The following is a 25,871-nucleotide window of genomic DNA, read 5'->3' on the forward strand; positions in this document are numbered from 1 at the left end:
TCCGCGTGGTCTGCGAAGGCACGCCGGAGCCATTGCGCCCGGCAGTGGTGATCGGCCCGGGCACTGGTCTGGGCGTCGGTACCTTGCTTGATCTGGGTGAAGGGCGGTTTGCCGCGTTGCCGGGCGAGGGCGGCCACGTCGATCTGCCGCTGAGCAGTCCGCGTGAAACCCAGCTCTGGCAACACATCCACAACGAAATCGGCCATGTCAGCGCGGAAACCGCGTTGAGCGGCGGCGGCTTGCCGCGGGTCTACCGGGCGATCTGCGCGGTGGATGGTCATGAACCGAAACTCGATACGCCGGAAGCAATCACGGCGGCGGGACTTGCAGGCGACCCGATCGCCCTGGAAGTGCTGGAGCAGTTCTGCTGCTGGCTCGGTCGCGTGGCCGGCAACAATGTGCTGACCACTGGCGGCCGTGGCGGGGTGTACATCGTGGGCGGCGTGATTCCGCGTTTCGCCGATTTCTTCCTCGAAAGCGGTTTCGCCCGCAGCTTCGCCGACAAGGGCTGCATGAGCGATTACTTCAAGGGGATTCCTGTGTGGCTGGTGACGGCGCCTTACTCGGGGCTCGTCGGTGCAGGAGTCGCGCTCGAACAGGAAGGCTGAAGATCGTTCCCACGCTCTGCGTGGGAATGCAGCCCGTGACGCTCCGCGTCACTGGACGCGGAGCGTCCCTTGATACATTCCCACGCAGAGCGTGGGAACGATCGGTCTACACATCAGGCATAATCCGCCCAATTCCAACAACAAGGATGCCTTCGAAGTGAGCTCAGTCAACAAGTCGATTTTGTTGGTCGATGACGACCAGGAGATACGCGAGTTGCTGGAAACCTACCTGACCCGCGCGGGTTTTCAGGTACGGGCCACGGCGGATGGCGCCGGTTTTCGTCAGGCGCTGAACGAAGCGCCGAGCGATCTGGTGATCCTCGATGTGATGCTGCCCGATGAAGACGGCTTCAGCCTGTGTCGCTGGGTGCGTCAGCATCCGCGTCAGGCCCAGGTGCCGATCATCATGCTCACCGCCAGTTCCGACGAAGCCGACCGGGTCATCGGCCTGGAACTCGGCGCCGACGATTACCTCGGCAAACCTTTCAGCCCCCGCGAACTGCAAGCCCGGATCAAGGCCTTGCTGCGTCGCGCCCAATTCGGTCAGGAACGCGGCGGCAGTGAAGTGCTGGCGTTCGATGAGTGGCGACTGGACATGGTCAGCCATCGGCTGTTCCACACCGACGGCGAGGAAGTGATTCTGTCCGGCGCCGACTTCGCCCTGTTGAAACTGTTCCTCGATCACCCCCAGCAAATCCTCGACCGCGACACCATCGGCAACGCCACCCGTGGCCGCGACCTGATGCCCCTCGACCGCATCGTCGACATGGCCGTCAGCCGTTTGCGCCAGCGTCTGCGCGACACCGAAAAGCCTCCGCGCCTGATCCGCACCGTGCGTGGCAGCGGCTACCAGCTGGCAGCCAATGTGGTTGCCGGCAATGGTCACTGAGTTCCTGCGCACCACCGCGCGCAAAGTGCCGATGCCGCGTTCGCTGCTCGGGCGGATGTTGCTGCTAACGCTGCTCGCGGTGTTGTTCGCCCAGACGCTGTCCAGCGTGATCTGGGTGTCCCAATTGCGCGCGACCCAGCTCGAAGGCCTGGTCACCAGCGCCCGCAGCCTCGCCCATTCGATGACCGCCAGCGTCAGTTACTTCCGCTCGTTGCCGGTGGCCTATCGACCACTGGTGCTCGATCAGTTGCGCAGCATGGGCGGCACGCGTTTTGTGGTGACACTGAATGACAAACCGCTGGGCATGGAAGTGCTGCCGGTGACGCCGCGCAAGGCGGCGGTGTTGAAAGCGGTGGATGAAGTGCTGCGCCAGTCGCTGGGCCAGGACACCGACATCCTGGTGACCTTCGTCAGCCCCGATGACCTGCGGATCTTCAACGCCGGGTTGAAACTCGATGAGTTGCCTCGCTCCTGGGCGCATTACGCGCTGACCCTGGAGCCGGTGAATCCGCCGGTGCTGGTGACCCAGATTCAGTTGGCGCCCGGTGAATGGCTGTACATCGCCTCGCTGCTGCCAGAGCCCTACACCAGTCTTGAAGAGCAGGGCCTGCCGACTCAGCAGGTGTGGTTCATCGTCTTCACCAGCGGTTTTCTGCTGTTGTTCATCGGCCTGCTGGTGCACTGGCAGAGCCGGCCGCTCAAGCGTCTGGCGCGGGCCGCGCGGGACTTGTCGCTGGGCGCCGACGTCGAGCCGGTGGCCGAGGGCGGCGGCAGTGAAGTGGTGGAAGTGGGGCGCGCGTTCAACACCATGCGCGAACGCATCAGCCGTTACCTGACCGAGCGTAGTCAGTTGTTCAGCGCGATTTCCCACGACCTGCGTACACCGATCACCCGTCTGCGTTTGCGGGTCGAACTGCTGGAAGACGAAAAATTGCAGACCAAGTTCGGCCGTGATCTGGACGAGTTGGAGTTGCTGGTCAAAGGCGCGCTGCAATGCGTGAAGGACACCGACATCCACGAAAACATCGAGCCGGTGGATCTGAACCATGTGCTTGACTGCCTGGTGGAACCGTATCTGGCGCCCAACGGCAATGGTCGCGTGACCCAGCAGGGGCGGGCGCTGGCGGCGTATCCGGGCAAGCCGTTGGCGCTCAAGCGCTGCATCGGCAATTTGATCGACAACGCGTTGAAGTACGGCCAGAACGCGCATTTGCACATCGATGACGATGACAGCGCGTTTGTGCTGCATGTCGACGATGAAGGTCCGGGGGTGCCGGAGCAGCGGTTGGAGCAGGTGTTCGAGCCGCATTTTCGGTTGGCGGGGCAGCAGCAGGGTTACGGTCTCGGTTTGGGGATCGCCCGCAACATTGCCCATAGCCATGGAGGGGAGGTGACGTTGCAGAATTTGCGTGAGGGTGGGCTGCGCGTAACTCTGCAATTGCCGCGTTCGGCGGATTGATCTGAATGTCACCGGTCAGTGACAAAACCCGCCCCCTTCGTTACAAGCCCCTCCCGGCCCGTTGTTTAGACTGCCCGCAGTCATAACAACAAAAAAGGCCACCCATGGATCATTTCAATCCGGGCTTCAGCAGTTGGCTGAACGCCCCTGCCCACCAGCAATGGCTCGCCGACGAAGGCCTGCGCCTGCTGGCATTTGCCAAGGCTTCACGGTTGCCCGAAGGCTTCGGCAATCTCGATGAGCGCGGCCAGCTTCAGGCCGGCGCGCAAGCCGAAACCATGAACACCGCGCGCATGACCCACAGCTTCGCCATGGCCCACATTCAGGGTCTGCCGGGATTCGCCGAGCTGGTCGATCACGGCATTGCGGCCCTGCGCGGCCCGTTGCGCGACGCGCTGCACGGTGGCTGGTTTGCCGTCGCTGAACACCGTGACGGCAACACCGGCAAGAACGCTTATCTGCATGCTTTCGTCGCCCTGGCAGCGAGTTCTGCGGTGGTCGCGCAACGCCCCGGTGCGCAGGCATTGCTGGATGACGCCATCGACATCATCGACACGTATTTCTGGAGCGAAGAAGAGGGCGCCATGCGCGAATTCTTCAATCGCGACTGGCGCGAAGAAGAAGCCTATCGCGGCGCCAACAGCAACATGCACGCCACCGAAGCCTTCCTCGCTTTGGCCGATGTCACCCAAGACCCGCGCTGGCTGGTGCGTGCGCAACGTATCGTCGAACGGGTGATTCACGGTCACGCCGCCGCCAACGATTACCTGGTGATCGAGCATTTCGACCGCGACTGGCAGCCGCTGCGCGAATACAACCATGACAATCCCGCCGACGGTTTCCGTCCCTACGGCACCACGCCGGGCCATGGGTTCGAGTGGGCGCGGCTGTTGCTGCACCTCGAGGCCGCGCGGGTTCAGGCCGGCATGCTCACGCCCGGCTGGCTGGCCACCGACGCGCAAAAGCTGTTCGAACAAAACTGCCGCCATGGCTGGGACGTCGATGGCGCGCCGGGCATCGTCTACACCCTCGACTGGAACAATAAAGCGGTGGTGCGTCATCGCCTGCACTGGACTCACGCCGAGGCCAGCGCTGCCGCCAGTGCCTTGCTCAAACGCACCGGCGATGCGCAGTACGAAAGCTGGTATCGCCTGTTCTGGGAATTTTGCGAAACGTATTTCATGGATCGCTGCGACGGCAGCTGGCACCACGAACTCGACCCGCAGAACCGCCCGAGTGCCGATATCTGGGCGGGCAAACCGGATCTGTACCACGCCTGGCAGGCCGTTCTGATTCCGCGTCTGCCGCTGGCGCCGAGCATGGCCAGTGCTCTGGCACACCTGTCCCGAAGCGTTCCTGTGTAACCATGTGGTGACATTCGCGCGTCCCTTCGTTACCTGCGAGGGGAAACGCTCTGTTTAAACTCGTGTGCAGCGCAAGCACCAGACTTGCATGCATAACAACAAGAAAGGTACATCTCAGATGAATGCGATTTCTCGCCTCGCTACTGTCATTTCTGTCGCCTCCCTGTTCCCGCTCGCTGTGCTGCCCCTGAGTGTTTCCGCTGCCGAATCCAAAGGTTCGGTGGAAGTCGTGCATTGGTGGACGTCCGGTGGCGAAAAAGCTGCCGTCGATGTGCTCAAGGCACAAGTCGAGAAAGACGGTTTCACCTGGAAAGACGGCGCTGTCGCCGGCGGTGGCGGTGCGACTGCCATGACCGTGCTGAAAAGCCGCGCGGTAGCCGGCAACCCTCCGGGCGTTGCCCAGATCAAAGGCCCGGACATCCAGGAATGGGCGTCGACCGGTCTGCTCGACACCGACGTCCTGAAAGACGTTTCCAAGTCCGAGAAGTGGGACAGCCTGCTCGACAAGAAAGTCTCCGACACCGTGAAGTTCGAAGGTGATTACGTGGCCGTACCGGTGAACATTCACCGCGTGAACTGGCTGTGGATCAACCCGGAAGTCTTCAAGAAAGCCGGTATCGAAAAAGCCCCGACCACCCTCGAAGAATTCTACGCCGCCGGCGACAAACTGAAGGCTGCGGGCTTCATCCCGCTGGCTCACGGCGGTCAGCCATGGCAGGACAGCACCGTGTTCGAAGCGGTCGTGCTGTCGGTGATGGGCGTTGATGGTTACAAGAAAGCCCTGGTCGACCTGGACAACGCTGCCCTGACCGGCCCGGAAATGGTCAAGGCCCTGACCGAGCTGAAGAAAGTCGCGACCTACATGGACCAGGACGGCAAAGGCCAGGACTGGAACCTGGAAGCGGCCAAGGTCATCAACGGCAAGGCCGGCATGCAGATCATGGGTGACTGGGCCAAGTCCGAATGGACCGCCGCCAAGAAAGTCGCCGGCAAGGACTACGAGTGCGTAGCGTTCCCGGGCACCGACAAGGCGTTCACCTACAACATCGACTCGCTGGCCGTGTTCAAGCAGAAGGACGCGGGCACCGCGGCCGGTCAGCAGGACATCGCCAAAGTCGTGCTGGGTGAAAACTTCCAGAAAGTCTTCAGCATCAACAAGGGCTCGATCCCGGTGCGTAACGACATGCTCGCCGACATGGGCAAGTACGGTTTCGACTCCTGCGCCCAGACCGCTGCCAAGGACTTCCTGGCAGACGCCAAGAACGGCGGCCTGCAACCGAGCATGGCGCACAACATGGCGACCACGCTGGCAGTGCAGGGCGCGTTCTTTGATGTCGTGACCAACTACATCAACGACCCGAAAGCCGACCCGGCCGACGCTGCCAAGAAACTCGGCACTGCCATCAAGGCTGCCAAGTAACACCAGCGTAGAGCAGCTGCAAGCTTCAGGTCGCGCATCGGCCTGAAGCCTGCAGTTTGCAGCGGTCCTTCATCTTCTTTACTGGATCTTCCCATGAGTTCTGTTGCTGTGTTCAGCAAGGCCTCGCCGTTCGACGCATTGCAGCGCTGGCTACCGAAACTGGTGCTGGCGCCGAGCATGTTCATCGTTCTGGTGGGCTTCTATGGCTATATCCTCTGGACGTTTGTCCTGTCGTTCACCACGTCGACCTTCCTGCCGAACTACAAGTGGGCAGGCCTGGCGCAATACGAGCGCCTGTTCGACAACGATCGCTGGTGGGTGGCGAGCAAGAACCTGGCCGTGTTCGGCGGCATGTTCATCGGCATCACCCTCGTAATCGGCGTGACACTGGCGATTTTCCTCGACCAGAAAATCCGTCGAGAAGGCTTTATCCGCACCATTTACCTGTACCCGATGGCGCTCTCGATGATCGTGACCGGTACGGCGTGGAAATGGCTGCTCAACCCGGGCATGGGCCTGGACAAATTGCTGCGGGACTGGGGCTGGGAAGGCTTCCGTCTCGACTGGCTGATCGACCCGGATCGCGTGGTGTATTGCCTGGTGATCGCGGCGGTCTGGCAAGCCTCGGGCTTCATCATGGCGATGTTCCTCGCCGGTTTGCGTGGCGTTGATCAGTCGATCATCCGTGCCGCCCAGATCGACGGCGCGAGCATGCCGCGCATCTACTGGAAAGTGGTGCTGCCAAGCCTGCGTCCGGTGTTCTTCAGTGCGGTGATGATCCTGGCGCACATCGCGATCAAGAGCTTCGACCTGGTGGCGGCCATGACGGCCGGCGGCCCGGGTTATTCCTCCGATTTGCCGGCGATGTTCATGTACTCGTTCACCTTCAGCCGTGGACAGATGGGCATGGGCTCGGCCAGTGCAATCCTGATGCTCGGTGCGATCCTCGCGATCATCGTGCCTTACCTGTACTCCGAGCTGAGGACCAAGCGTCATGACTAGTCTCGCCTCCAAACCGGCCATCAGCCTGAGTCGCATCGCGATCTACGCGGTGCTGATCCTTGCGGTTCTGCTGTACCTGGTACCGCTGGTGGTCATGCTGCTGACCAGCTTCAAGACCCCGGAAGACATCACCACCGGCAACCTGCTGAGCTGGCCGACCGTGGTCAGCGGCATCGGCTGGGTGAAAGCCTGGGCCACCGTTGACGGCTACTTCTGGAATTCGATCAAGATCACCGTTCCGGCCGTGATCATCTCCACCGCCATCGGTGCGTTGAACGGTTATGTGCTGTCGTTCTGGCGCTTCCGCGGTTCGCAGTTGTTCTTCGGTCTGCTGTTGTTCGGCTGCTTCCTGCCGTTCCAGACCGTGTTGCTGCCGGCGTCGTTCACCCTCGGCAAGATGGGGCTGGCGAGCACCACCACCGGCCTGGTGTTCATCCATGTGGTCTACGGCTTGGCGTTCACCACGCTGTTCTTCCGTAACTACTACGTGAGCATTCCGGATGCGCTGATCAAGGCGGCACGTCTCGATGGCGCGGGGTTCTTCACGATCTTCCGCCAGATCATCCTGCCGATGTCCACCCCGATCATCATGGTCTGCCTGATCTGGCAGTTCACCCAGATCTGGAACGACTTCCTGTTCGGCGTGGTGTTCTCCAGCGGTGATTCGCAACCGATCACGGTGGCGCTGAACAACCTGGTCAACACGAGCACCGGGGCCAAGGAATACAACGTGGATATGGCGGCGGCGATGATCGCCGGGCTGCCGACCCTGCTGGTCTATGTGGTCGCAGGCAAGTATTTCGTGCGCGGGCTGACGGCCGGCGCAGTCAAGGGGTAATCATGGCTACGCTCGAACTTCGCAATGTAAACAAGACCTACGGTACCGGCCTGCCGGACACCCTGAAGAACATCGAACTGTCGATCAAGGACGGTGAGTTCCTGATCCTCGTCGGGCCCTCGGGCTGCGGCAAGTCGACCCTGATGAACTGCATCGCCGGTCTGGAAACCATCACTGGCGGCGCGATCATGATCGGTGACCAGGACGTCAGCGGCATGAGCCCGAAAGATCGCGACATCGCCATGGTGTTCCAGTCCTACGCGCTGTACCCGACCATGAGCGTGCGCGAGAACATCGAGTTCGGTCTGAAAATCCGCAAGATGAGCCAGTCGGCGATCGACGAAGAAGTCGCCCGCGTGGCCAAGCTGCTGCAGATCGAGCACCTGCTCAATCGCAAGCCGGGCCAGCTCTCTGGCGGCCAGCAACAGCGCGTGGCGATGGGCCGTGCCCTGGCGCGTCGGCCGAAGATTTATCTGTTCGACGAACCGCTGTCCAACCTCGACGCCAAACTGCGTGTCGAGATGCGCACCGAAATGAAACTGATGCACCAGCGCCTGAAAACCACCACGGTCTACGTGACCCACGACCAGATCGAAGCGATGACCCTGGGCGACAAAGTGGCGGTGATGAAGGACGGGATCATCCAGCAGTTCGGTACGCCGAAAGAGATCTACAACGACCCGGCCAACCTGTTCGTCGCGAGCTTCATCGGTTCGCCGCCGATGAACTTCATCCCGCTGCGCCTGCAACGCAAGGACGGTCGTCTGGTGGCGCTGCTCGACAGCGGCCAGGCCCGTTGCGAATTGCCGATGGCGATGCAGGACGCCGGTCTCGAAGACCGCGAAGTGATCCTCGGCCTGCGCCCGGAGCAGATCGCGCTGGCCTACGGCGAGGGCAACGGCCTGCCGAGCATCAAGGCGGAAGTGCAGGTCACCGAGCCGACCGGTCCGGACACCCTGGTGTTCGTCAACCTCAACGACACCAAGGTCTGCTGCCGTCTGGCACCGGACGTGGCGCCGCAGGTGGGCGAAACCCTGACCCTGCAATTCGATCCGTCGAAAGTGCTGCTGTTCGACGCCAAGTCCGGTGAGCGCCTGGGGGTTGCAGGCCTGCCGAAAACCGAGTCGCACAGCGCCAACGTGGCCCAGTTCAAGGGTCGCTGATCTACAAATGCGGGAGCGGGCTCGCCCGTTTCCGCAGGGAGCACGCGGTGCGTGGCCTGTCGCGCGCCGCATCAGATGTAAACCGCGTTAGATAAGAAGAACAGTTAATAACAATAAAACGAGGATGTAGGGATGAAGAAGAACAACAACGCTCAGCGTATCGGTCAGTTGTCGGCGATTGCGGCAATGATGCTGGCCGGTAGCGTCCACGCGGCTGACGCGTTCAGCTCCGATTCGGAGTGGATGACCGGGGACTGGGGTGGCGAACGTACCAAGCTGATCGAGCAGGGTATCGACATCAAGATGGACTACGTCGGTGAAGTGGGCGGCAACCTTCACGGCGGTTTCAACGACGACAAGACTGCGCGTTACGCCGACCAGTTCGGTCTGGGCGTGGCGCTGGATCTGCAAAAACTGTGGGGCTGGGACAACACTCAGGCCAAGATCCAGTTCACCAACCGTAACGGCTACAACATTTCCAACGACCGTGTTGGCGATCCGCGTGCCGGCACCCTGAGCTCCTCGCAGGAAGTCTACGGTCGTGGCCACATGGTGCGTCTGACCCAGTTGTGGATCAAACACCAGTTCTTCGACAACAAGCTCGACATCAAGGCCGGTTACTTCGGCGAAGGCGAAGACTTCAACACCTTCCCGTGCGAGTTCCAGAACCTGGCGTTCTGCGGTTCGCAAGTGGGTAACTGGGCGACCAACATCTGGTACAACTGGCCGGTCAGCCAGGCGGCCATTCGCGTCAAGTACAACATCAACGACGAGCTCTACGCGCAGATCGGTGCGTACAACCAGAACCCGTCGCAACTGGAACACGGCAACGGCTTCAAGCTGAGCGGCAGCGGCACCAAAGGCACCGTGTTGCCAGTGGAGCTGGTCTGGTTGCCTAACCCGAACGGCCTGCCGGGCGAATACCGTGTCGGTTACTACAAAAGCACGGCCGATGCCGACGACGTTCGCGAAGACGTCAACGGTTTCGACGCGGCAACCACCGGTGACGCCTACCGCACCCACAGCAGCAAGCACGGTTACTGGTTCGTTGCACAGCAACAACTCACCAGCCACAACGGTGACAAGAGCCGTGGTCTGAACATTGCCGCCAACGCCACGTTCCACGACAAGGACACCAACTTCATCGACAACTACCAGTCCGTGATGTTTGTGTACAAAGGCCCGTTCGACGCACGTCCGAAAGATGACGTCGGTATCGGAGCGGCACGTATTCACGTCAACAATGACGTGAAGAAAAACGCCGAGCTGCTCAACGTCGCCAACGGTGTTTCGGACTACGACAATCCGGTGTTCTCGCCGATTCGTGAAACCGAATACAACTACGAGATCAACTACGGCTTCCACGTGACCAACTGGCTGACCGTACGCCCGAACCTGCAATACATCACTCATCCGGGCGGTGTGGATGAAGTGGATAACGCTTTGGTCGCTGGCCTGAAAATTCAGTCTACGTTCTAACGCGTCTGCGATAAGCTCCTCTCTATGTGCGCATATTTGCGGACAGCCCAGGCTGTCCGCTTTTTTTTGGAAAGGGGTGTCGCAGCCCATGAAAGTTAAATCTGGAACCGTGGCCCATGCATGAGCATCCGCTGCAACGCTTCTTCAAATCCTTGCGCGAACGACCGGTGTTCGCCTGGGAGCGCTATCAGATGCGCGATGTGCTGGTGATCGATCATCCGCTGTGTCAGGCGGTGTTCAGTCGCCAGGGCGCGCAATTGCTGCACTTTCAACCACGTGGGCAAAAGCCGTGGTTGTGGTGCGCGGCGAAGTGGCCGCATGTCGGCGCGATTCGCGGTGGCGTGCCGGTGTGCTGGCCGTGGTATGGCCGTCATCCGAGCGAAAACGCGTGGCCGTCTCACGGCTGGGCGCGACTGCTGGACTGGAAACTGCTCGATAGCAGCAGCGCCGAGGACGGCGTGCGCCTGCATTGGCAATTGCAGCTGTGCGACTGGCAGGTGGACCTACACGCGCACCTGGGCGAACGCATGGAATTGCGCCTGAGCACCGAGCATCAGGACGACATGCCGTGCCAGTTGAGCCAGGCTTTGCACGCTTACTGGCGTATTGGTGACGTGAGTGAGATAGCGCTGTCTGGGCTCGAAGGGGCGCAGGGTTACGACCAGTTGAACCGTGAGATTTGCCAGCAGGAAGGCGAGTTGCGGGTCGATGGTGGCTGTCAGCGCGTGTTCCAGCACGACGGCGAATTGCAGCTCAAGGATCACGCCTGGCAGCGCGAGTTGTGCATCGATACCGGTGACAGCGCGGACACCGTGGTGTGGCATCCGGGTGCGCGGCCGTTACTGGGCGTGAGCTGGGATGAGATTTCGGAATTTGTCTGTGTTGAAGCGGCGGCGGGCGGGACTGACAGCCTGCATCTGGCGCCGGGGGAGAAGGCGCATTTGAGTTTGCAGGCTTGGGCTGGGGCCTAGCGATGATCGTTCCCATGCTCTGCGTGGGAATGCTTCTAGGGACGCTCCGCGTCCAGTGACGCGGAGCGTCACGGGCTGCATTCCCACGCGGAGCGTGGGAACGATCAACGGGCTAGGGTGAGGGGCTTCGGATCTTCAGTTGAACTCGTCACCCACCGGATACCGGCTAGCATTCAAGCTCTCTTTGATCTTGCGCAAATGCGGCTGGAAATCCACTCCGCGACGCAATGTCATCCCCGTCGCCAGTACATCCAGCACGGTCAACTGAATGATCCGCGAAGTCATCGGCATATAGATGTCGGTGTCTTCCGGCAGCGGAATATTCAGGCTCAGCGTACTGGCCTTGGCCAGCGGCGAATTCTCTGCCGTCAGGCCCAGCACCGAAGCGCCGTTCTCGCGGGCGATGCGCGCCACTTCCACCAGTTCGCGGGTGCGGCCCGTGTAGGAAATGATCACGAACAGCTCGCCGGTGTGCGCCACCGAAGCAATCATCCGTTGCATCAGCACATCGGCGTGGGCAGTGACTGCCAGGTTAAAGCGGAAGAACTTGTGCTGCGCATCCAGCGCCACCGGAGCCGAAGCACCGAGGCCGAAGAAGTGAATCTGCCGGGCCTGGATCAACAGGTCGACGGCGCGGCTGATCAGGTTCGGGTCCAGCGCCTGGCACGCGCTGTCCAGGGATGCGATTGCACTGCCGAAAATCTTCTGCGTATAGGCCTCGGGATTGTCGTCGGCTTCAACTGCACGGCTGACATACGCCGCGCCGCTGGCCAGGCTCTGGGCCAGTTGCAGCTTGAGTTCGGGGTAGCCGCTGACGCCGAATGAACGGCAGAAACGGTTGACCGTCGGTTCACTGACCGACGCCGCCTGGGCGAGGGCGGCGATGCTGAAGCGGGTGGCCTGCTGTGGGTTGAGCAGGATCACTTCGGCGACTTTGCGTTCGGCCTTGTTCAGCTCTTCAAGGCGACTCTGGATCTGTTCCAGTAAATTTCGCACGCGGTCCATAAGAATTCCTAGATTCACCGGCGCCGATAAGCGCGCGGCTATGCAAATTGGGCCTTTGATGTGGCCCGTGACGGTGGCCTATCCTACTGATGGCTCCGATCGACCACCACTCGGAATCTGTATTTTGCGAAAATGTTGTGGTTATTACTACATTTTCCCTTGAGTGATGCCTTGAAAAAAGGTATTTGTAGCTTAACTTGATAAAAGAACAAACATCATGCCTTCGATTACGGTTGAACCGTGCACCTTCGCCTTGTTCGGCGCCTTGGGCGATCTGGCCCTGCGCAAGCTGTTTCCTGCCCTTTATCACCTTGATGGCGCCGGCCTGCTGCACGAGGACACGCGCATTATCGCACTGGCCCGTGAGGCGGGCACCGAGCAGCAGCACCTGGCGTTCATCGCCGCCGAGCTGCGTCGTTACGTGGGCAAGGAACTGGACGAGGCCGTGGCCGAGCGCTTTCTGGCGCGTCTGACCTACCTGCACGTCGACTTCCTCAAGGCTGAAGATTATGTGGCGCTGGCCGAACTGGCCGGCAGCACGCAACGCATGATTGCCTACTTCGCCACCCCGGCGGCGGTGTACGGCGCGATCTGCGAGAACCTGGCGAACGTCGGTCTGGCGGAAAACACCCGCGTGGTGCTGGAAAAGCCGATCGGCTCCGACCTGGAATCCTCGCGCAAGGTCAACGACGCCGTGGCGCAGTTCTTCCCGGAGAACCGCACCTACCGCATCGACCACTACCTGGGCAAAGAAACCGTTCAGAACCTGATCGCCTTGCGTTTCGCCAACAGCCTGTTCGAAACCCAGTGGAACCAGAACTACATCTCCCACGTGGAAATCACCGTGGCCGAGAAAGTCGGTATCGAAGGCCGCTGGGGTTACTTCGACAAGGCCGGTCAGCTGCGGGACATGATCCAGAACCACCTGCTGCAACTGCTCTGCCTGATCGCCATGGACCCGCCGGCCGACCTGTCTGCTGACAGCATCCGCGACGAGAAGGTCAAGGTGCTCAAGGCCCTGGCGCCGATCAGCCCGGAAGGCCTGACCACGCAAGTGGTGCGCGGCCAGTACATCGCCGGGCACAGCGAAGGCAAGTCCGTGCCAGGCTACCTCGAAGAGCCGAATTCCAACGCCCAGAGCGACACCGAAACCTTCGTTGCCCTGCGTGCCGACATCCGCAACTGGCGCTGGGCCGGCGTGCCGTTCTACCTGCGTACCGGCAAGCGCATGCCGCAGAAACTGTCGCAGATCGTCATCCACTTCAAGGAACCGTCTCACTACATCTTCGCCCCCGAGCAGCGCCTGCAGATCAGCAACAAACTGATCATCCGCTTGCAACCGGACGAAGGCATTTCCTTGCGCGTGATGACCAAGGAGCAAGGCCTGGACAAGGGCATGCAACTGCGCAGCGGCCCGCTGCAACTGAATTTTTCCGACACCTGGCGCAGCGCTCGGATCCCCGATGCCTACGAGCGGTTGTTGCTGGAAGTGATGAACGGCAATCAGAACCTGTTTGTCCGTAAAGATGAAATCGAAGCCGCGTGGAAATGGTGTGACCAGCTGATCGCCGGGTGGAAAAAATCCGGTGACGCGCCCAAGCCGTATGCGGCCGGGTCGTGGGGGCCGATGAGCTCCATTGCATTGATCACGCGGGACGGGAGGTCGTGGTATGGCGATATCTGATGTGAAACTGCCCGAGGGCGTGAATGCCCGCGAATTCAAGAGCCCGGTGCTGCTCGCCGAAGGCCTGGCGCTGAATGTCGCCAAGCAATTGAGCGAAGCGCTGGCGGCACGTGGCAATGCGGTGCTGGTGGTGTCCGGCGGTCGTAGCCCGGTGGCGTTTTTCCAGCACCTGGCCAAGCAGGAACTGGACTGGTCGAAGGTCGTCGTGACCCTGGCCGACGAGCGCTGGGTACCGGTCGAACACGCCGACAGCAACGCCGGTCTGCTCAAGCAATATCTGCTCAAGGGCCCGGCGGCCAAGGCGCAGTTCCTCAGCCTTTACAGCGCGGCGGTCAACGTCGAGCAGGCTGCGGAGCAGGCCGATCGTTTGCTCGCCGAGTTGCCGCCCATCGACGTGCTGGTGCTGGGCATGGGCGATGACGGTCACACCGCGTCGCTGTTCCCGGACAGCCCGAACCTGGCCGAAGCCCTGCAAGCCGACGGCACCCGTCGCTGCTGGCCGATGCTGGCGCCCAGCGTGCCGCGTCAGCGCCTGACCATGAGCCGCGCACTGCTGGCCTCGGCCCGGCACAAGATTCTGTCGATTTCCGGTCAGTCGAAACTGACCACCCTGAATGCCGCACTGGCATCCAACGACGTCGCCGCCATGCCGGTTCGCGCGTTTCTGCAACCTACGTTAGAGATTTACTGGTGCCCATGAGCCAAGGAACAGCCGCTATGACAATTCCATCCCCGACCGTTTCCATGGCGGACAAAGTTGCCCTGATCGACAGCCTCTGCGCCAAGGCGCGGATCCTGCCGGTGATCACCATCGCCCGCGAACAGGACGTGCTGCCGCTGGCCGACGCCCTGGCCGCCGGTGGTCTGACCGCGCTGGAAGTGACCCTGCGTTCGCAGTTCGGCCTCAAGGCGATCCAGATCCTGCGCGAACAGCGTCCGGAACTGGTGACCGGTGCCGGCACCGTACTCGACCGCAACATGCTGGCCGCGGCTGAAGCCGCCGGTTCGCAATTCATCGTCACTCCGGGCATCACCCGCGACCTGCTGGAAGCCAGCGTCGAAAGCCCGATCCCGCTGCTGCCGGGTATCAGCAATGCCTCCGGCATCATGGAGGGCTATGGCCTGGGTTATCGCCGCTTCAAGCTGTTCCCGGCTGAAGTCAGCGGTGGCGTGGCGGCAATCAAGGCCCTTGGCGGCCCGTTCGGCGAAGTGAAATTCTGCCCGACCGGCGGCGTCGGCCCTGCCAACATCAAGAGCTACATGGCGCTGAAAAACGTCATGTGCGTGGGCGGTAGCTGGATGCTCGATCCTGAGTGGATCAAGAACGGCGACTGGGCCCGCATTCAGGAATGCACCGCCGAGGCGTTGGCGCTGCTGGACTGATCTTCAACTGACACTTCGTTGTGTGTTCTACGGCTTTACGGTGCGCTTGGTCGGTGCACCGTTTTTTTTTTGCCCGCAAAAAACTTCGTTATCTCGAGATACGTTATCTGGAGATACGTTATTTGGAGATACATAGTTACCGCACCTGGCTTTGCGTGTGGCGTTAACCTGCGTTCATCTTAAGGAAGAGAGAACGCGTCATGGATAACCAGCCTTCAGCTCCATCGGTTTATCAACTGGCCCCCGAGCAAGTCGCCGGGCCGTATTTCCGCAATCCCAAACTGCTGCGCCGCAACATCAGCGAAGGCGCAGAAGGCCTGCCGCTGCTGCTGCGCCTGACCATCGTCGATGCCATGACCGCCGAGCCGGTCAGCGGTGCGCTGGTGGATATCTGGCACTGCAACGCACGTGGCGCGTATTCCGGCTGGAGCCGGATCAATCCGGACGTGGAAGTCGACGTCGAGGACATCGGCTCGATCCCGCGAACCGACGACGACACCTACCTGCGCGGCGGCCAGTTCAGCGACCACAAGGGCAGGGTGCGCTTCACCACGATCTACCCGGGTTTCTATGCCGGGCGTGCTCTGCATGTTCACGTGGCGGTGCGTATCGTCGCCGGCAACGAGTACCTGGAGGAGCGCAATGTGGCCTGGGTCGGGCAGCTGTATTTTCCGGAGGTTGTTTCTCGCGGCGTGCTCAATGCCAAGGCCTATCGCGGGCGCAGTTCGCTGCCGGTGTGCAACGCCGACGATGCCTACTACGCCAACATGGGCGGCGAAGAGTCGACCCTGACGGTGTGGCCGATCGGCCGCGATTCACACGAGGACGGTTACTTCGGCCACCTCACGATCGGCATCGACACCTTTGCGGTGTCGTCGCAGATCAAGCCCGAGGACTTCGACAAGTACACGGTTTAACGCAGTTCGTTCAGCGCCAGAATCAGCGACTGAATTTCCGCCGCCGTCGTGGTCAGCGACGGCGTGATACGGATGCACGGCCCACAAGCCGCGCCGTTGCGCACCACGGTGAACAGGTTGTAGTCGTTGAGCAGGCGTTCGACCATCGCCTGCTGGTCGGCATGACGGGTAAAGCGCAGGGAGGTGATGCCGCAATACAGGCGCGGATCGTCCGGGGTCGTGACTTCGATGCCCGGCAGATTGCGCACGGCGCTCACCCACAGGTTGCGCAGGTAATTCACCCGCGCGCCTTTGGCTGCCGCGCCACCCAGTGAGCGGTGTTCCTCTAACACCAACGGCAGGGTCATCAACGCCGGAATGTTCGGCGTGCTGTAAGGCGTGCGCGAACGGATGTCGCCAGCCGAAAAATGCATCTCGCCCATGTCCGGATCGATGTCGGCCAGGCGCTGTGGAGCGATGTAGATAAAGCCGAGGGTCAGCGGCGAGCCGATCCACTTGTGCAGGTTGTACCCGGCGAAGGCGATGCCGAGCGCTTCCAGGTCGAACTCGATCTGGCCAAGGGCATGGGCGCCATCAAGGATGATATCGACGCCGTGTTCCTTGGCCAGCGCGGCAATGGCCTGCACCGGCATCACCAGACCTGTGCGATGGGTGACGTGGGTCAGGGCCATCAGCTTGAGCTTCGGATAGCGGATGAAGGCTTCGCGGTAAGTGGCCAGCAGGCTGTCGAAGGTGGCGGGGTAGGCGTGCTCGATCTCGATCACCTCGACCCCGCGATGCTTTGCCAGCCAGCGCATGGCGCCCTTGACCGTGTCGTACTCCAGATCGCAGATCAGCACCTGATCGCCAGGCTGCAGGCGGTTGTAGTTGCGGATCAGCGATTGCAGGCCGGCAGTGGCGTTGTGAGTGAAGGCCACGCTTTGCGCGCGGACGCCGATCAGCTCGGCCAGTTGCGCGCGGATGTCGAGGCTGTCGTGCTGTTCGAAACGCTGGCGCACGTAAATCGAGTTGCTGTTGTTGATCAGCTCGATGTTGCGCTGGTACTCCTCGACCACGGTGCGCGACATGCGACCGAAGTAACCGTTCTCCAGATTCACGGGGCCGGGGTGGCGGTCGTAACGGTCGGCGAAGGTTTGCCAGAAGGCTTCGTCTCGGGCGCGGCGGGTGTTATCGGGCATGGTCGACTCGACTCGGATCAGGGTGACGCCTCAGTGGCGCGGGGCAGGCTTGCCGTGTTTGGCGCGCAGCGGTTCGAGCAGTTCCGACAGGCCGTTGTGATCGATTTCCTGCATCAGGGCCAACAGGCCGCCCAGTTCGCCATGGGGAAATCCTTCCCGGGCGAACCAGTTCAGGTACGGGCCCGGCAGGTCGGCAATGATCCGGCCCTTGTACTTGCCGAAAGGCATTTCGCGGGTGATCAGCAGTTCGAGCTTTTCAGGGTTCATCGTTGGAATCGTCTGGCTTTGAAAACACTTCGGAAAATACAGGCATTCTGCATGCAGGCCAAATGACAGATCATGCAAATAACAGGCATACAGATTCTCGTTGTATTTGTAAGTTATTGAAAATCAAAGATTAAATTCTTTGCTGGAAGCTGGCACGACCACTGCAACACTCCTTGCATCTTTCACCCACGCAAGGAATTGAAAAATGACTGACATGAATAAAGAAGCCATCTCCGTCCTCAACGACCTGATCGAAACCAGCAAGGACGGTCAGGAAGGCTTCAAGACCTGCGCTGAAGACATCAAGCATCCAGAGCTGAAAACCCTGTTCGTGAAACGCTCCGCCGATTGCGCAACCGCTGCGGCCGAGCTGCAAGCTGCCGTGCGTTCGATGGGTGGCGATCCGGAAACTTCGACCAGTGTCAGCGGTGATCTGCACCGTCGTTGGGTCGACGTCAAAGCGATGTTCACCGGCAAGGACGAAGAAGCGGTGCTCAACGAAGCCGAGCGCGGTGAAGACCATGCCCTGAAGGCTTATCGTGAAGCGATCGAGAAGATCAACAAGCACAACCTGGTCGGCATTCGTGATCTGGTCGAACGCCAGTACCACGGCGTGCAACGCAATCATGATCAGGTGAAAGCGCTGCGTAACCAGGCTCGCGCACGCTCGTAAGCGTTCGAAGCCCACAAAAAACGCCAGCTAGTCTGGCGTTTTTTTGTGTCCGGATTTAACCGAGGACGATCAGCCGATGCTGATGGCCGGCAACGTCGGCAGGGTAACGGTCTGTTGCTTGCGCGGCGCCAAAATCTCGGCCTCGCCGTCCACCACCAGCTCATCGCGCTGGTTGAATACGCGAGTGGCGATGCGCACGCGGAATTTCGGCAGTTTCTCGAGGATTTCCAGGCGCACGGTCAGGGTGTCGCCGATCTTCACCGGCTTCTGGAAACTCATCTGCTGGCCGATATAAATAGTGCCCGGCCCAGGCAGCTCGCAGGCTACTGCGGCACTGATCAGCGCGCCGCTGAACATGCCGTGGGCGATGCGTTCCTTGAACATGCTGGCGGCGGCGAACTCGGCGTCCAGGTGCACCGGGTTGTGGTCGCCGGACATCGCGGCGAACAGCTGAATGTCGCGTTCCTCGACAGTCTTGCTGTAGCTCGCGGTCTGGCCCACTTCGAGGGCTTCGTAAGGGATGTTGGTAACCTGGGTCATGGGTCTGAATTCCTGTGACGGATGAAATGAATCCACAAAAAATTATTCGCTGCGGTGCGGCCGGCGATGGCTCAGGGCCTGGTCGATCCAGACCAGCACATCGGCGGTCACTTCGTCGCGGTTGCTCTCGTTGAACAATTCGTGCCGCGCCTGCGGGTAGATCTTCAGTTGCAGGTTCTGGCTGCCGGCCGCGCGCAAGGCGTTGGCCAGATCAGTCAGACGCTTGCCTTCGCTCACCGGATCACATTCGCCGCCGATCACCAGCAGCGGCAGGCCCGGATCGATCTGGGCGAGATTGGACGCTTTGCTGATTTGCTGCAACCCGCCGAGCAGGTCGATCCACAGTTGATTGGTGCAGCGAAAGCCACACAGCGGGTCGGTGGCGTACTTGTCGACCTCGGCCGGGTCGCGACTCAGCCAGTCAAACGCGGTGCGCGCCGGTTTGAATTTATTGTTGAACGAGCCGAACGACAGCCACTCGATCAGTGCGCTGCGACCCTTGGCGCCCTGGCGCAGCTTTTCAAACCGGGCGATCTGCCGGGCCGCGCGATACAGCGCAACCGGCTGGAAATTCGAGCCACTGAGAATCGCGCCATGCAGGCTGGCGCTGTGATGCAGCAGATAAGCCTGGGCGATGTAGCTGCCCATGCTGTGCCCGAGCAGCACGATCGGCACCCCCGGATGGCGCTGGCCGATGTGCTGGTTGAGGCTGGCCAGATCACCGACCACCTTGCACCAGCCATCGTCATCGGCGAAATGCCCCAGCGTCCCATGATCGGCGGTTTTGCCATGGCCGCGCTGGTCGGGCGCGTACACGCCGTAGCCTTCAGCACAGAATGCTTCTGCCAGCCTTGCATAGCGGGCACTGTGTTCTGCCATGCCGTGGGCCAGCAGAATCACCGCCTTCAGCGGCGCGTTCGGCAGCCACAGGTTGACGTAGAGGCGGCTGCGGTCACTCGCGTCCAGCCAGAAGGTGTCGTGGATCATGGCGATTCCTTTTGCGGCCTGTTTTGCTGAAGCGTCTTGCAGAGGTTGCATTGTATAGCGCGTCCGATCAGCTCACGCCACGGCAGGAAGATTCACACGATCAATGACGACCTTGCCCATATTTGCCTGATTGACCATAGCTGCTAGTGTCCGTGAAGCCCCGCTTTTTGCTCTCGGCTTTTTCAGGGACAGAAAGAAATGACAGCGAAGCGGCCCCGGATCGGCTCAGGTAAAGAGGACAAGAACAATGCAACCTGATTTCTGGAATGACAAACGCCCGGCGGGCGTACCCCTGGACATCGACGCGGGTGAATTCAAGTCGGTGATCGAGGTGTTCGAGCGTTCCTGCAAGAAATTCGCTGATCGCCCGGCGTTCAGCAACATGGGCGTGACCCTGACCTACGCCGAGCTGGAGCGCCAGAGCGCCGCGTTCGCCGGTTATCTGCAAGCCCACACCGATCTGGTGCCGGGGGATCGCATCGCGGTGCAGATGCCCAACGTCCTGCATTATCCGATTGCCGTGTTCGGTGCGTTGCGTGCCGGGCTGATCGTGGTCAACACCAACCCGCTGTACACCGCGCGGGAGATGCGTCACCAGTTCAAGGATTCCGGCGCCCGGGCGCTGGTGTACCTGAACATGTTCGGCCAGAAGGTCCAGGAAGTGCTGCCGGACACTGACATCCAGTATCTGATCGAAGCGAAGATGGGCGACCTGATGCCAACCGCCAAAGGCTGGCTGGTCAACACCGTGGTCAGCAAAGTGAAGAAAATGGTCCCGGCTTATTCGCTGCCCCAGGCGATTTCCTTCAAGAGTGCGCTGCGCATGGGCCGGGGCCTGGGCATCAAGCCGTTGAAGGTCGGCCTGGACGACATCGCCGTACTGCAATACACCGGCGGCACCACCGGCCTGGCCAAGGGCGCGATGCTCACCCACGGCAATCTGGTGGCGAACATGCAGCAGGTTCGCGCCTGTCTCGGTCAGTTCGGCAGCGACGGCCAGCCGCTGCTGCGCGAAGGGCAGGAGGTGATGATCGCGCCGCTGCCGCTGTACCACATATATGCCTTCACCGCGAATTGCATGTGCATGATGGTGTCGGGCAACCACAACGTATTGATCACCAACCCGCGTGACATCGGCGGCTTCATCAAGGAGCTGAAGAACTGGAAGTTCTCGGCGCTGCTGGGGCTCAACACGCTATTTGTCGCGCTGATGGATCATCCGGACTTCAAGACTCTGGATTTCTCTACGCTCAAGCTCACCAACTCCGGCGGCACCGCGCTGGTCAAGGCCACCGCCGAGCGCTGGGAGCAGATCACCGGTTGCCGCATCACCGAAGGCTACGGCCTGACCGAAACCTCGCCGGTGGCCTGCACCAACCCGTACGGCGAGCTGTCGCGGATCGGCACGGTCGGCCTGCCGGTACCGGGCACCCGGTTGAAAGTCATCAATGACGACGGCGTCGAACAGCCTCTGGGTGAGCGTGGCGAGCTGTGCATCAAGGGCCCGCAGATCATGAAGGGCTACTGGCAGAAACCCGAGGCGACGGCCGAGGTGCTGGATGCCGAGGGCTGGTTCAAGTCCGGCGACATCGCGGTGATCGATCCGGACGGTTTCGTACGCATCGTCGATCGCAAGAAGGACATGATCATCGTCTCCGGTTTCAACGTGTACCCGAACGAAATCGAAGACGTGGTGATGGCTCACCCGAAAGTCGCCAACTGCGCGGTGATCGGTGTGCCGGACGAGCGTTCCGGGGAAGCGGTGAAGCTGTTTGTGGTGGCGCGGGAAACCGGCGTGAGCCTGGAAGAGCTGAAGGCTTACTGCAAAGAGAATTTCACGGCGTACAAGGTGCCGAAACACATCGTGCTGCGTGAGTCGTTGCCGATGACGCCTGTCGGGAAAATCCTGCGCAGAGAGTTGCGCGACATCGCTTAAAAGAACTGCGCTTCGCGCAATCGCGAGCAGGCTCGCTCCCACAGGGTCATCGATGATCCTGTGGGAGCGAGCCTGCTCGCGATTTTTTGTTTACAGACCCTGAAAACCGGGACTTTCAAGGTGTTATAGGATTTTTGCTCTAAAATGACTGCCAGTAGTTCTTGAGTCATGAAAATGACTGTAGGGGCCGCTTTTGGCTCTAGTCGACCCTTGGCAAAGCTGCTACTCTCGGCGCGCTTTGTGACTTCTCGGCCTTGTAAAAAGCCAGACTCACCAATAAACAAACACCAATAATAATCGCATCAAATGCGGTGCTGAATTCGCGTTGCTGAGGAGTGGGCTTCCATGATCGAAGACTTTTGGAAGGATAAGTACCCCGCTGGAATTGCTGCCGACATCAATCCAGACGAGTACCCGAATATTCAGGCAGTGTTGAAGCAATCCTGCCAACGCTTCGCCGACAAACCGGCGTTCAGCAACCTGGGCAAGACCATCACTTACGGTGAACTGTACGAATTGTCCGGTGCGTTTGCCGCTTATCTGCAACAGCATACCGATTTGCAGCCCGGTGATCGAATCGCCGTGCAACTGCCCAACGTGTTGCAGTACCCGGTCGCCGTCTTCGGTGCCATTCGCGCCGGGCTGATCGTGGTCAACACCAACCCGCTGTACACCGCGCGGGAAATGGAACACCAATTCAACGACTCCGGTGCCAAGGCGCTGGTGTGCCTGGCGAACATGGCGCACCTGGCCGAAGCCGTGGTGCCGAAAACCGGCGTCAAACACGTCATCGTCACCGAAGTCGCCGACCTGCTGCCGCCGATCAAGCGCCTGCTGATCAACAGCGTCATCAAGTACGTGAAAAAAATGGTTCCGGCCTATCACCTGCCAAAAGCCGTCAAGTTCAACGACGTGCTGAGCAAGGGCCAGGGTCAGCCGGTCGCCGAAGCCAACCCGGACAGCGGCGATGTTGCGGTGCTGCAATACACCGGCGGCACCACCGGCGTAGCCAAGGGCGCGATGCTCACCCATCGCAACCTCGTTGCCAACATGCTGCAGTGCAAGGCGCTGATGGGCTCCAACCTCAATGAAGGTTGCGAGATCCTGATCACCCCGCTGCCGCTGTACCACATCTATGCGTTCACCTTTCATTGCATGGCGATGATGCTGATCGGCAACCACAACATCCTGATCAGCAACCCGCGCGACCTGCCGGCGATGGTCAAGGAACTGTCGAAGTGGAAGTTCAGCGGCTTCGTCGGCCTCAACACGCTGTTCGTGGCCCTGTGCAACAACGAAGGTTTCCGCAAGCTGGATTTCTCGGCGCTGAAAGTCACCCTGTCCGGCGGCATGGCCCTGCAACTGGCAGCAGCCGAGCGCTGGAAAGCGGTCACCGGTTGCCCGATCTGCGAAGGTTACGGCATGACCGAAACCAGCCCGGTGGCCACGGTCAACCCGATCCAGAACATCCAGATCGGCACCATCGGCATTCCGGTGCCGTCGACCCTGTGCAAAGTCATCGACGATGCCGGTGTCGAGCAGCCGCTGGGCGAAATCGGCGAACTGTGCGTCAAGGGCCCGCAAGTGATGAAGGGCTACTGGCAGCGTCAGGAAGCCACCGACGAAATGCTCGACAGCGAAGGCTGGCTGAAAACCGGTGACATCGCGCTGATCCAGCCGGACGGCTACATGCGCATCGTCGATCGCAAGAAAGACATGATTCTGGTCTCCGGTTTCAACGTCTACCCGAACGAACTGGAAGACGTGCTGGCGGCCCTGCCGGGCGTGTTGCAGTGCGCGGCCATCGGCATTCCGGACGAGAAATCCGGCGAGGCGATCAAGATCTTCATCGTCGCCAAACCGGGCGTCACCCTGACCAAGGAACAGGTGATGGAGCACATGCGCGCCAACGTCACCGGCTACAAGGTGCCGCGTTCAGTGGAGTTCCGCGATGCGCTGCCGACCACCAACGTCGGCAAGATCCTGCGCCGCGAACTGCGCGACGAAGAGCTGAAGAAGATCAAGGCGAAAAGCGCCGCGTAAAACAAAAAGCCCCGCAGATGCGGGGCTTTTTGTTGGTTTACCGCTTGATCGTTCCCACGCTCTGCGTGGTAACGCATCCCGGGACGCTCTGCGTCCCTGCCGTGCTGGACGCGGAGCGTCCGGGGCGGCATTCCCACGCAGAGCGTGGGAACGATCAGCGTGAGTGTCTTATTGGCGGAACGGCGCGAAGTTCACATTGGTGCCCGCCGGGCGCATGTCCTGCAGGTACGAGTCCTTGTCGGCGCTCAGTTCCAGGCTCAGGGCAGCCTTGCGCTTGCCTTCGTTACGGATCACCAGGCCTTCGAGTTTTTCGCGCAGGAACACGGTCGGCACTTTCAGGTGCAGCAGTTCGTCGGTGGCCGGGGTGTGCATCAACAGGTGAATCCACTCGTACTGACCGATCGCCAGGCGCGACACCGGCAAGTCGAACCACCAGATGTTGCGGTTGCGGTTCAGTTCGGCGAAGTGGCAGTTGTTGGTGCCGAGCACGGCACCGCCCAGTTCCTGGTTGCGACGGGCGATGGCCTGCTTTTTATCGAGTTTCATAACATTCCTGCGGGATCGGTTCTGTGGCGCGTGGCGCCCTTATGGTGGGCATTCTCGGGGGTACGGTCGCAAACATAAAGCCCAACCTGCACGTCGCGACGAAATGAAGCCGTGAAAATAAATGAAACTTGGCGCAAACCGGGCCAGTCAATCATTACGTACTGACTTTCCCCGTTAATGTTCCAAGGAGAATCACCATGGGTAGCACGAGCGATAAAGTGAAAGGCATGGCCAACGAAGCCGTCGGCAACATCAAGCAAGGTGTCGGCAAAGCCACCGACAACACCAAACTGCAGGCCGAAGGTAAAGTGCAAGAGAAGAAAGGCGAGGCCCAGCAAGCGGTGGGCAAAGCCAAGGACGCGGTCAAGAAAGGCGTCGACAAGGCTTGATAGAGCCTTGAACGAAACAACGAAGCGGCCATCCAAGGATGGCCGTTTTCGTGTCCCGTTCATATGCGGTCACGGATCACAGTGTTTCAAAGTCGCCAAGTAAGCTACTTTGATGAGAGAAAAACGGCCCCTGAGTCGCCACGACTTCAACCTGTTTTGCGGCGAAAGGAGACGCGAATGATTTTTCCGGACATGAAAGGTCTGCCCCTGCACCGGGTGATGGTGCGCACGGTCACTGAATTCGTCGACGACGAGATGTCGACCTATGCCTCGGCACTGGCCTACCAGATGCTGTTCTCGCTGTTCCCGTTCATTCTGTTTCTGATTGCCCTGATCGGTTTCCTGCACCTGCCGGACTTCTTCTCCTGGCTGCGCCTGCAATCGGAGCTGGTGTTGCCGCCCCAGGCGCTGGAACAGGTCAACCCGGTGATCGATCAACTGCAGCAGTCCAAGGGCGGCCTACTTTCGGTGGGTATCGTCATCGCCCTGTACACCGCGTCCGCCGGTGTGCGCCTGATGATGAGCGCGATGAACGCCGCCTACGACGTGGTCGAGGGCCGGCCCCTGTGGAAGCGCTTCCCGCTGTCGATCATCTACACCGTCGGCATCGCTGGCATGTTGCTGGTGGCCGCGGCGCTGATGGTGCTCGGCCCGCAGGTGATGGGCTGGATCGCCGCGCAGGTCGGGCTGGAAGAAGTCATCGTCACCTTGTGGACCATCGCCCGCTGGCCAGTGATCGTGATCCTGATGATGGTGGCCGTGGCGCTGATCTATTACGTGATGCCCGACGTCAAACAGGAGTTCCGCTTCATCACCCCGGGCTCGGTGCTGGCGGTGGTGGTGTGGATCATCGCGTCCCTGGGGTTCGCGTTCTACGTCAAGACCTTCGCCAACTACAACGCCATGTATGGCAGCATCGGTGCGATCATCGTGCTGTTGCTGTATTTCTACATTTCCGCCGCCGTGTTGTTGCTCGGCGCAGAGATGAATGCGGTGATCGAACACATGTCCAGCGAGGGCAAGGATCCGGGCGAGAAGGTCCCCGGCGAACTCGATGAACATCCCAAACAACACGTTTCCGGCCTCGGGCGCGATCACTCGCTCAAGCCGAACACTGACGAAGCCTGATC

Annotated in this window: 25 protein-coding genes; 19 read left to right on the forward strand and 6 right to left on the reverse strand. The window is 60.7% G+C overall.

Going from position 1 to position 25,871, the window contains the following annotated elements:
- The 10 genes from K5E37_RS12385 to K5E37_RS12430 form a co-directional block, all read left to right on the forward strand.
- Window positions 1-608: glucokinase (locus tag K5E37_RS12385; RefSeq protein WP_221533967.1), on the forward strand; the 608-nt coding region annotated here is incomplete at its 5' end.
- Window positions 609-765: 157 nt separating this feature from the next.
- On the forward strand, window positions 766-1,497 hold the full coding sequence (locus tag K5E37_RS12390) for a response regulator (protein ID WP_007951171.1): 732 nt from the start codon (window positions 766-768) through the stop codon (window positions 1,495-1,497).
- Between the two features lie 31 nt (window positions 1,498-1,528).
- A complete protein-coding gene (locus tag K5E37_RS12395; protein ID WP_170929387.1) occupies window positions 1,529-2,956 on the forward strand; it encodes an ATP-binding protein in 1,428 nt (475 codons plus the stop codon).
- 104 nt (window positions 2,957-3,060) lie between these two features.
- Entirely contained in the window at window positions 3,061-4,320 is a 1,260-nt protein-coding gene (locus K5E37_RS12400) for an AGE family epimerase/isomerase (protein ID WP_221533968.1), read from the forward strand.
- A gap of 118 nt (window positions 4,321-4,438) precedes the next feature.
- A complete protein-coding gene (locus tag K5E37_RS12405; RefSeq protein WP_007951167.1) occupies window positions 4,439-5,740 on the forward strand; it encodes an ABC transporter substrate-binding protein in 1,302 nt (433 codons plus the stop codon).
- 93 nt (window positions 5,741-5,833) lie between these two features.
- Complete coding sequence (locus K5E37_RS12410; protein ID WP_007951166.1) at window positions 5,834-6,742, forward strand: carbohydrate ABC transporter permease; 909 nt, start codon at window positions 5,834-5,836, stop codon at window positions 6,740-6,742.
- Window positions 6,735-7,580, forward strand: a complete 846-nt coding sequence (locus K5E37_RS12415) for a carbohydrate ABC transporter permease (RefSeq protein ID WP_221533969.1) — start codon at window positions 6,735-6,737, stop codon at window positions 7,578-7,580. The genes K5E37_RS12410 and K5E37_RS12415 overlap by 8 nt, the downstream gene beginning before the upstream one ends.
- A 2-nt stretch (window positions 7,581-7,582) precedes the next feature.
- Window positions 7,583-8,743, forward strand: coding sequence for an ABC transporter ATP-binding protein (locus K5E37_RS12420; RefSeq protein ID WP_085606573.1), 1,161 nt, complete (start codon window positions 7,583-7,585; stop codon window positions 8,741-8,743).
- A gap of 132 nt (window positions 8,744-8,875) precedes the next feature.
- Window positions 8,876-10,222, forward strand: coding sequence for a carbohydrate porin (locus tag K5E37_RS12425; RefSeq protein WP_085606570.1), 1,347 nt, complete (start codon window positions 8,876-8,878; stop codon window positions 10,220-10,222).
- A gap of 116 nt (window positions 10,223-10,338) precedes the next feature.
- A complete protein-coding gene (locus K5E37_RS12430; protein WP_221533970.1) occupies window positions 10,339-11,193 on the forward strand; it encodes a D-hexose-6-phosphate mutarotase in 855 nt (284 codons plus the stop codon).
- Window positions 11,194-11,328: 135 nt separating this feature from the next.
- On the opposite strand, the gene K5E37_RS12435 is transcribed toward K5E37_RS12430, so the two are convergent.
- The gene (locus K5E37_RS12435; RefSeq protein WP_169842436.1) at window positions 11,329-12,189 is read right to left on the reverse strand and encodes a MurR/RpiR family transcriptional regulator; all 861 of its coding nucleotides are present in this window, start codon (window positions 12,187-12,189) and stop codon (window positions 11,329-11,331) included.
- 226 nt (window positions 12,190-12,415) lie between these two features.
- Between K5E37_RS12435 and zwf the strand changes: the two genes are divergently transcribed.
- The 4 genes from zwf (at window position 12,416) to K5E37_RS12455 (ending at window position 16,182) form a co-directional block, all read left to right on the forward strand.
- On the forward strand, window positions 12,416-13,882 hold the full coding sequence (gene zwf, locus K5E37_RS12440) for a glucose-6-phosphate dehydrogenase (protein ID WP_011335604.1): 1,467 nt from the start codon (window positions 12,416-12,418) through the stop codon (window positions 13,880-13,882).
- Window positions 13,869-14,582, forward strand: coding sequence for a 6-phosphogluconolactonase (gene pgl, locus K5E37_RS12445; RefSeq protein WP_221533971.1), 714 nt, complete (start codon window positions 13,869-13,871; stop codon window positions 14,580-14,582). The genes zwf and pgl overlap by 14 nt, the downstream gene beginning before the upstream one ends.
- A 17-nt stretch (window positions 14,583-14,599) precedes the next feature.
- Entirely contained in the window at window positions 14,600-15,265 is a 666-nt protein-coding gene (locus K5E37_RS12450) for a bifunctional 4-hydroxy-2-oxoglutarate aldolase/2-dehydro-3-deoxy-phosphogluconate aldolase (protein WP_064598929.1), read from the forward strand.
- A gap of 200 nt (window positions 15,266-15,465) precedes the next feature.
- Window positions 15,466-16,182 (forward strand): intradiol ring-cleavage dioxygenase, encoded by a 717-nt coding sequence (locus K5E37_RS12455; RefSeq protein ID WP_085606566.1) that lies wholly within the window; start codon window positions 15,466-15,468, stop codon window positions 16,180-16,182.
- Here the strand turns inward: K5E37_RS12455 and K5E37_RS12460 are convergent.
- The gene (locus K5E37_RS12460) at window positions 16,179-17,360 is read right to left on the reverse strand and encodes an aminotransferase class V-fold PLP-dependent enzyme (protein ID WP_221533972.1); all 1,182 of its coding nucleotides are present in this window, start codon (window positions 17,358-17,360) and stop codon (window positions 16,179-16,181) included. The genes K5E37_RS12455 and K5E37_RS12460 overlap by 4 nt on opposite strands.
- 30 nt (window positions 17,361-17,390) lie before the next feature.
- The gene (locus K5E37_RS12465; RefSeq protein WP_003213031.1) at window positions 17,391-17,627 is read right to left on the reverse strand and encodes a DUF3820 family protein; all 237 of its coding nucleotides are present in this window, start codon (window positions 17,625-17,627) and stop codon (window positions 17,391-17,393) included.
- A 205-nt stretch (window positions 17,628-17,832) separates the two neighbouring features.
- On the opposite strand from K5E37_RS12465, the gene K5E37_RS12470 reads away from it, so the two are divergent.
- The gene (locus tag K5E37_RS12470; protein ID WP_007951153.1) at window positions 17,833-18,300 is read left to right on the forward strand and encodes a PA2169 family four-helix-bundle protein; all 468 of its coding nucleotides are present in this window, start codon (window positions 17,833-17,835) and stop codon (window positions 18,298-18,300) included.
- A gap of 69 nt (window positions 18,301-18,369) precedes the next feature.
- Here K5E37_RS12470 and K5E37_RS12475 read toward each other — a convergent pair whose 3' ends face one another.
- Entirely contained in the window at window positions 18,370-18,840 is a 471-nt protein-coding gene (locus K5E37_RS12475; RefSeq protein ID WP_003227420.1) for a MaoC family dehydratase, read from the reverse strand.
- A 42-nt stretch (window positions 18,841-18,882) separates the two neighbouring features.
- Window positions 18,883-19,827, reverse strand: a complete 945-nt coding sequence (locus tag K5E37_RS12480) for an alpha/beta hydrolase (protein ID WP_221533973.1) — start codon at window positions 19,825-19,827, stop codon at window positions 18,883-18,885.
- A 247-nt stretch (window positions 19,828-20,074) separates the two neighbouring features.
- Between K5E37_RS12480 and fadD2 the strand changes: the two genes are divergently transcribed.
- The gene (gene fadD2 / locus K5E37_RS12485) at window positions 20,075-21,763 is read left to right on the forward strand and encodes a long-chain-fatty-acid--CoA ligase FadD2 (RefSeq protein ID WP_007951151.1); all 1,689 of its coding nucleotides are present in this window, start codon (window positions 20,075-20,077) and stop codon (window positions 21,761-21,763) included.
- A gap of 345 nt (window positions 21,764-22,108) precedes the next feature.
- Complete coding sequence (fadD1, locus tag K5E37_RS12490; RefSeq protein ID WP_085606558.1) at window positions 22,109-23,806, forward strand: long-chain-fatty-acid--CoA ligase FadD1; 1,698 nt, start codon at window positions 22,109-22,111, stop codon at window positions 23,804-23,806.
- Between the two features lie 168 nt (window positions 23,807-23,974).
- Here fadD1 and K5E37_RS12495 read toward each other — a convergent pair whose 3' ends face one another.
- Complete coding sequence (locus tag K5E37_RS12495; protein ID WP_007951149.1) at window positions 23,975-24,352, reverse strand: hypothetical protein; 378 nt, start codon at window positions 24,350-24,352, stop codon at window positions 23,975-23,977.
- A gap of 197 nt (window positions 24,353-24,549) precedes the next feature.
- Here K5E37_RS12495 and K5E37_RS12500 point away from each other — a divergent pair, with 197 nt between their 5' ends.
- Together K5E37_RS12500 and K5E37_RS12505 are read left to right on the forward strand one after the other, a co-directional pair.
- Window positions 24,550-24,741, forward strand: a complete 192-nt coding sequence (locus K5E37_RS12500) for a CsbD family protein (protein ID WP_102687273.1) — start codon at window positions 24,550-24,552, stop codon at window positions 24,739-24,741.
- A gap of 177 nt (window positions 24,742-24,918) precedes the next feature.
- The gene (locus K5E37_RS12505) at window positions 24,919-25,869 is read left to right on the forward strand and encodes a YihY/virulence factor BrkB family protein (RefSeq protein WP_085606556.1); all 951 of its coding nucleotides are present in this window, start codon (window positions 24,919-24,921) and stop codon (window positions 25,867-25,869) included.
- Window positions 25,870-25,871: the final 2 nt, after the last annotated feature.

The sequence above is a fragment of the Pseudomonas sp. RIT778 genome, from assembly GCF_019718735.1.
GTDB lineage: Bacteria > Pseudomonadota > Gammaproteobacteria > Pseudomonadales > Pseudomonadaceae > Aquipseudomonas > Aquipseudomonas aphyarum.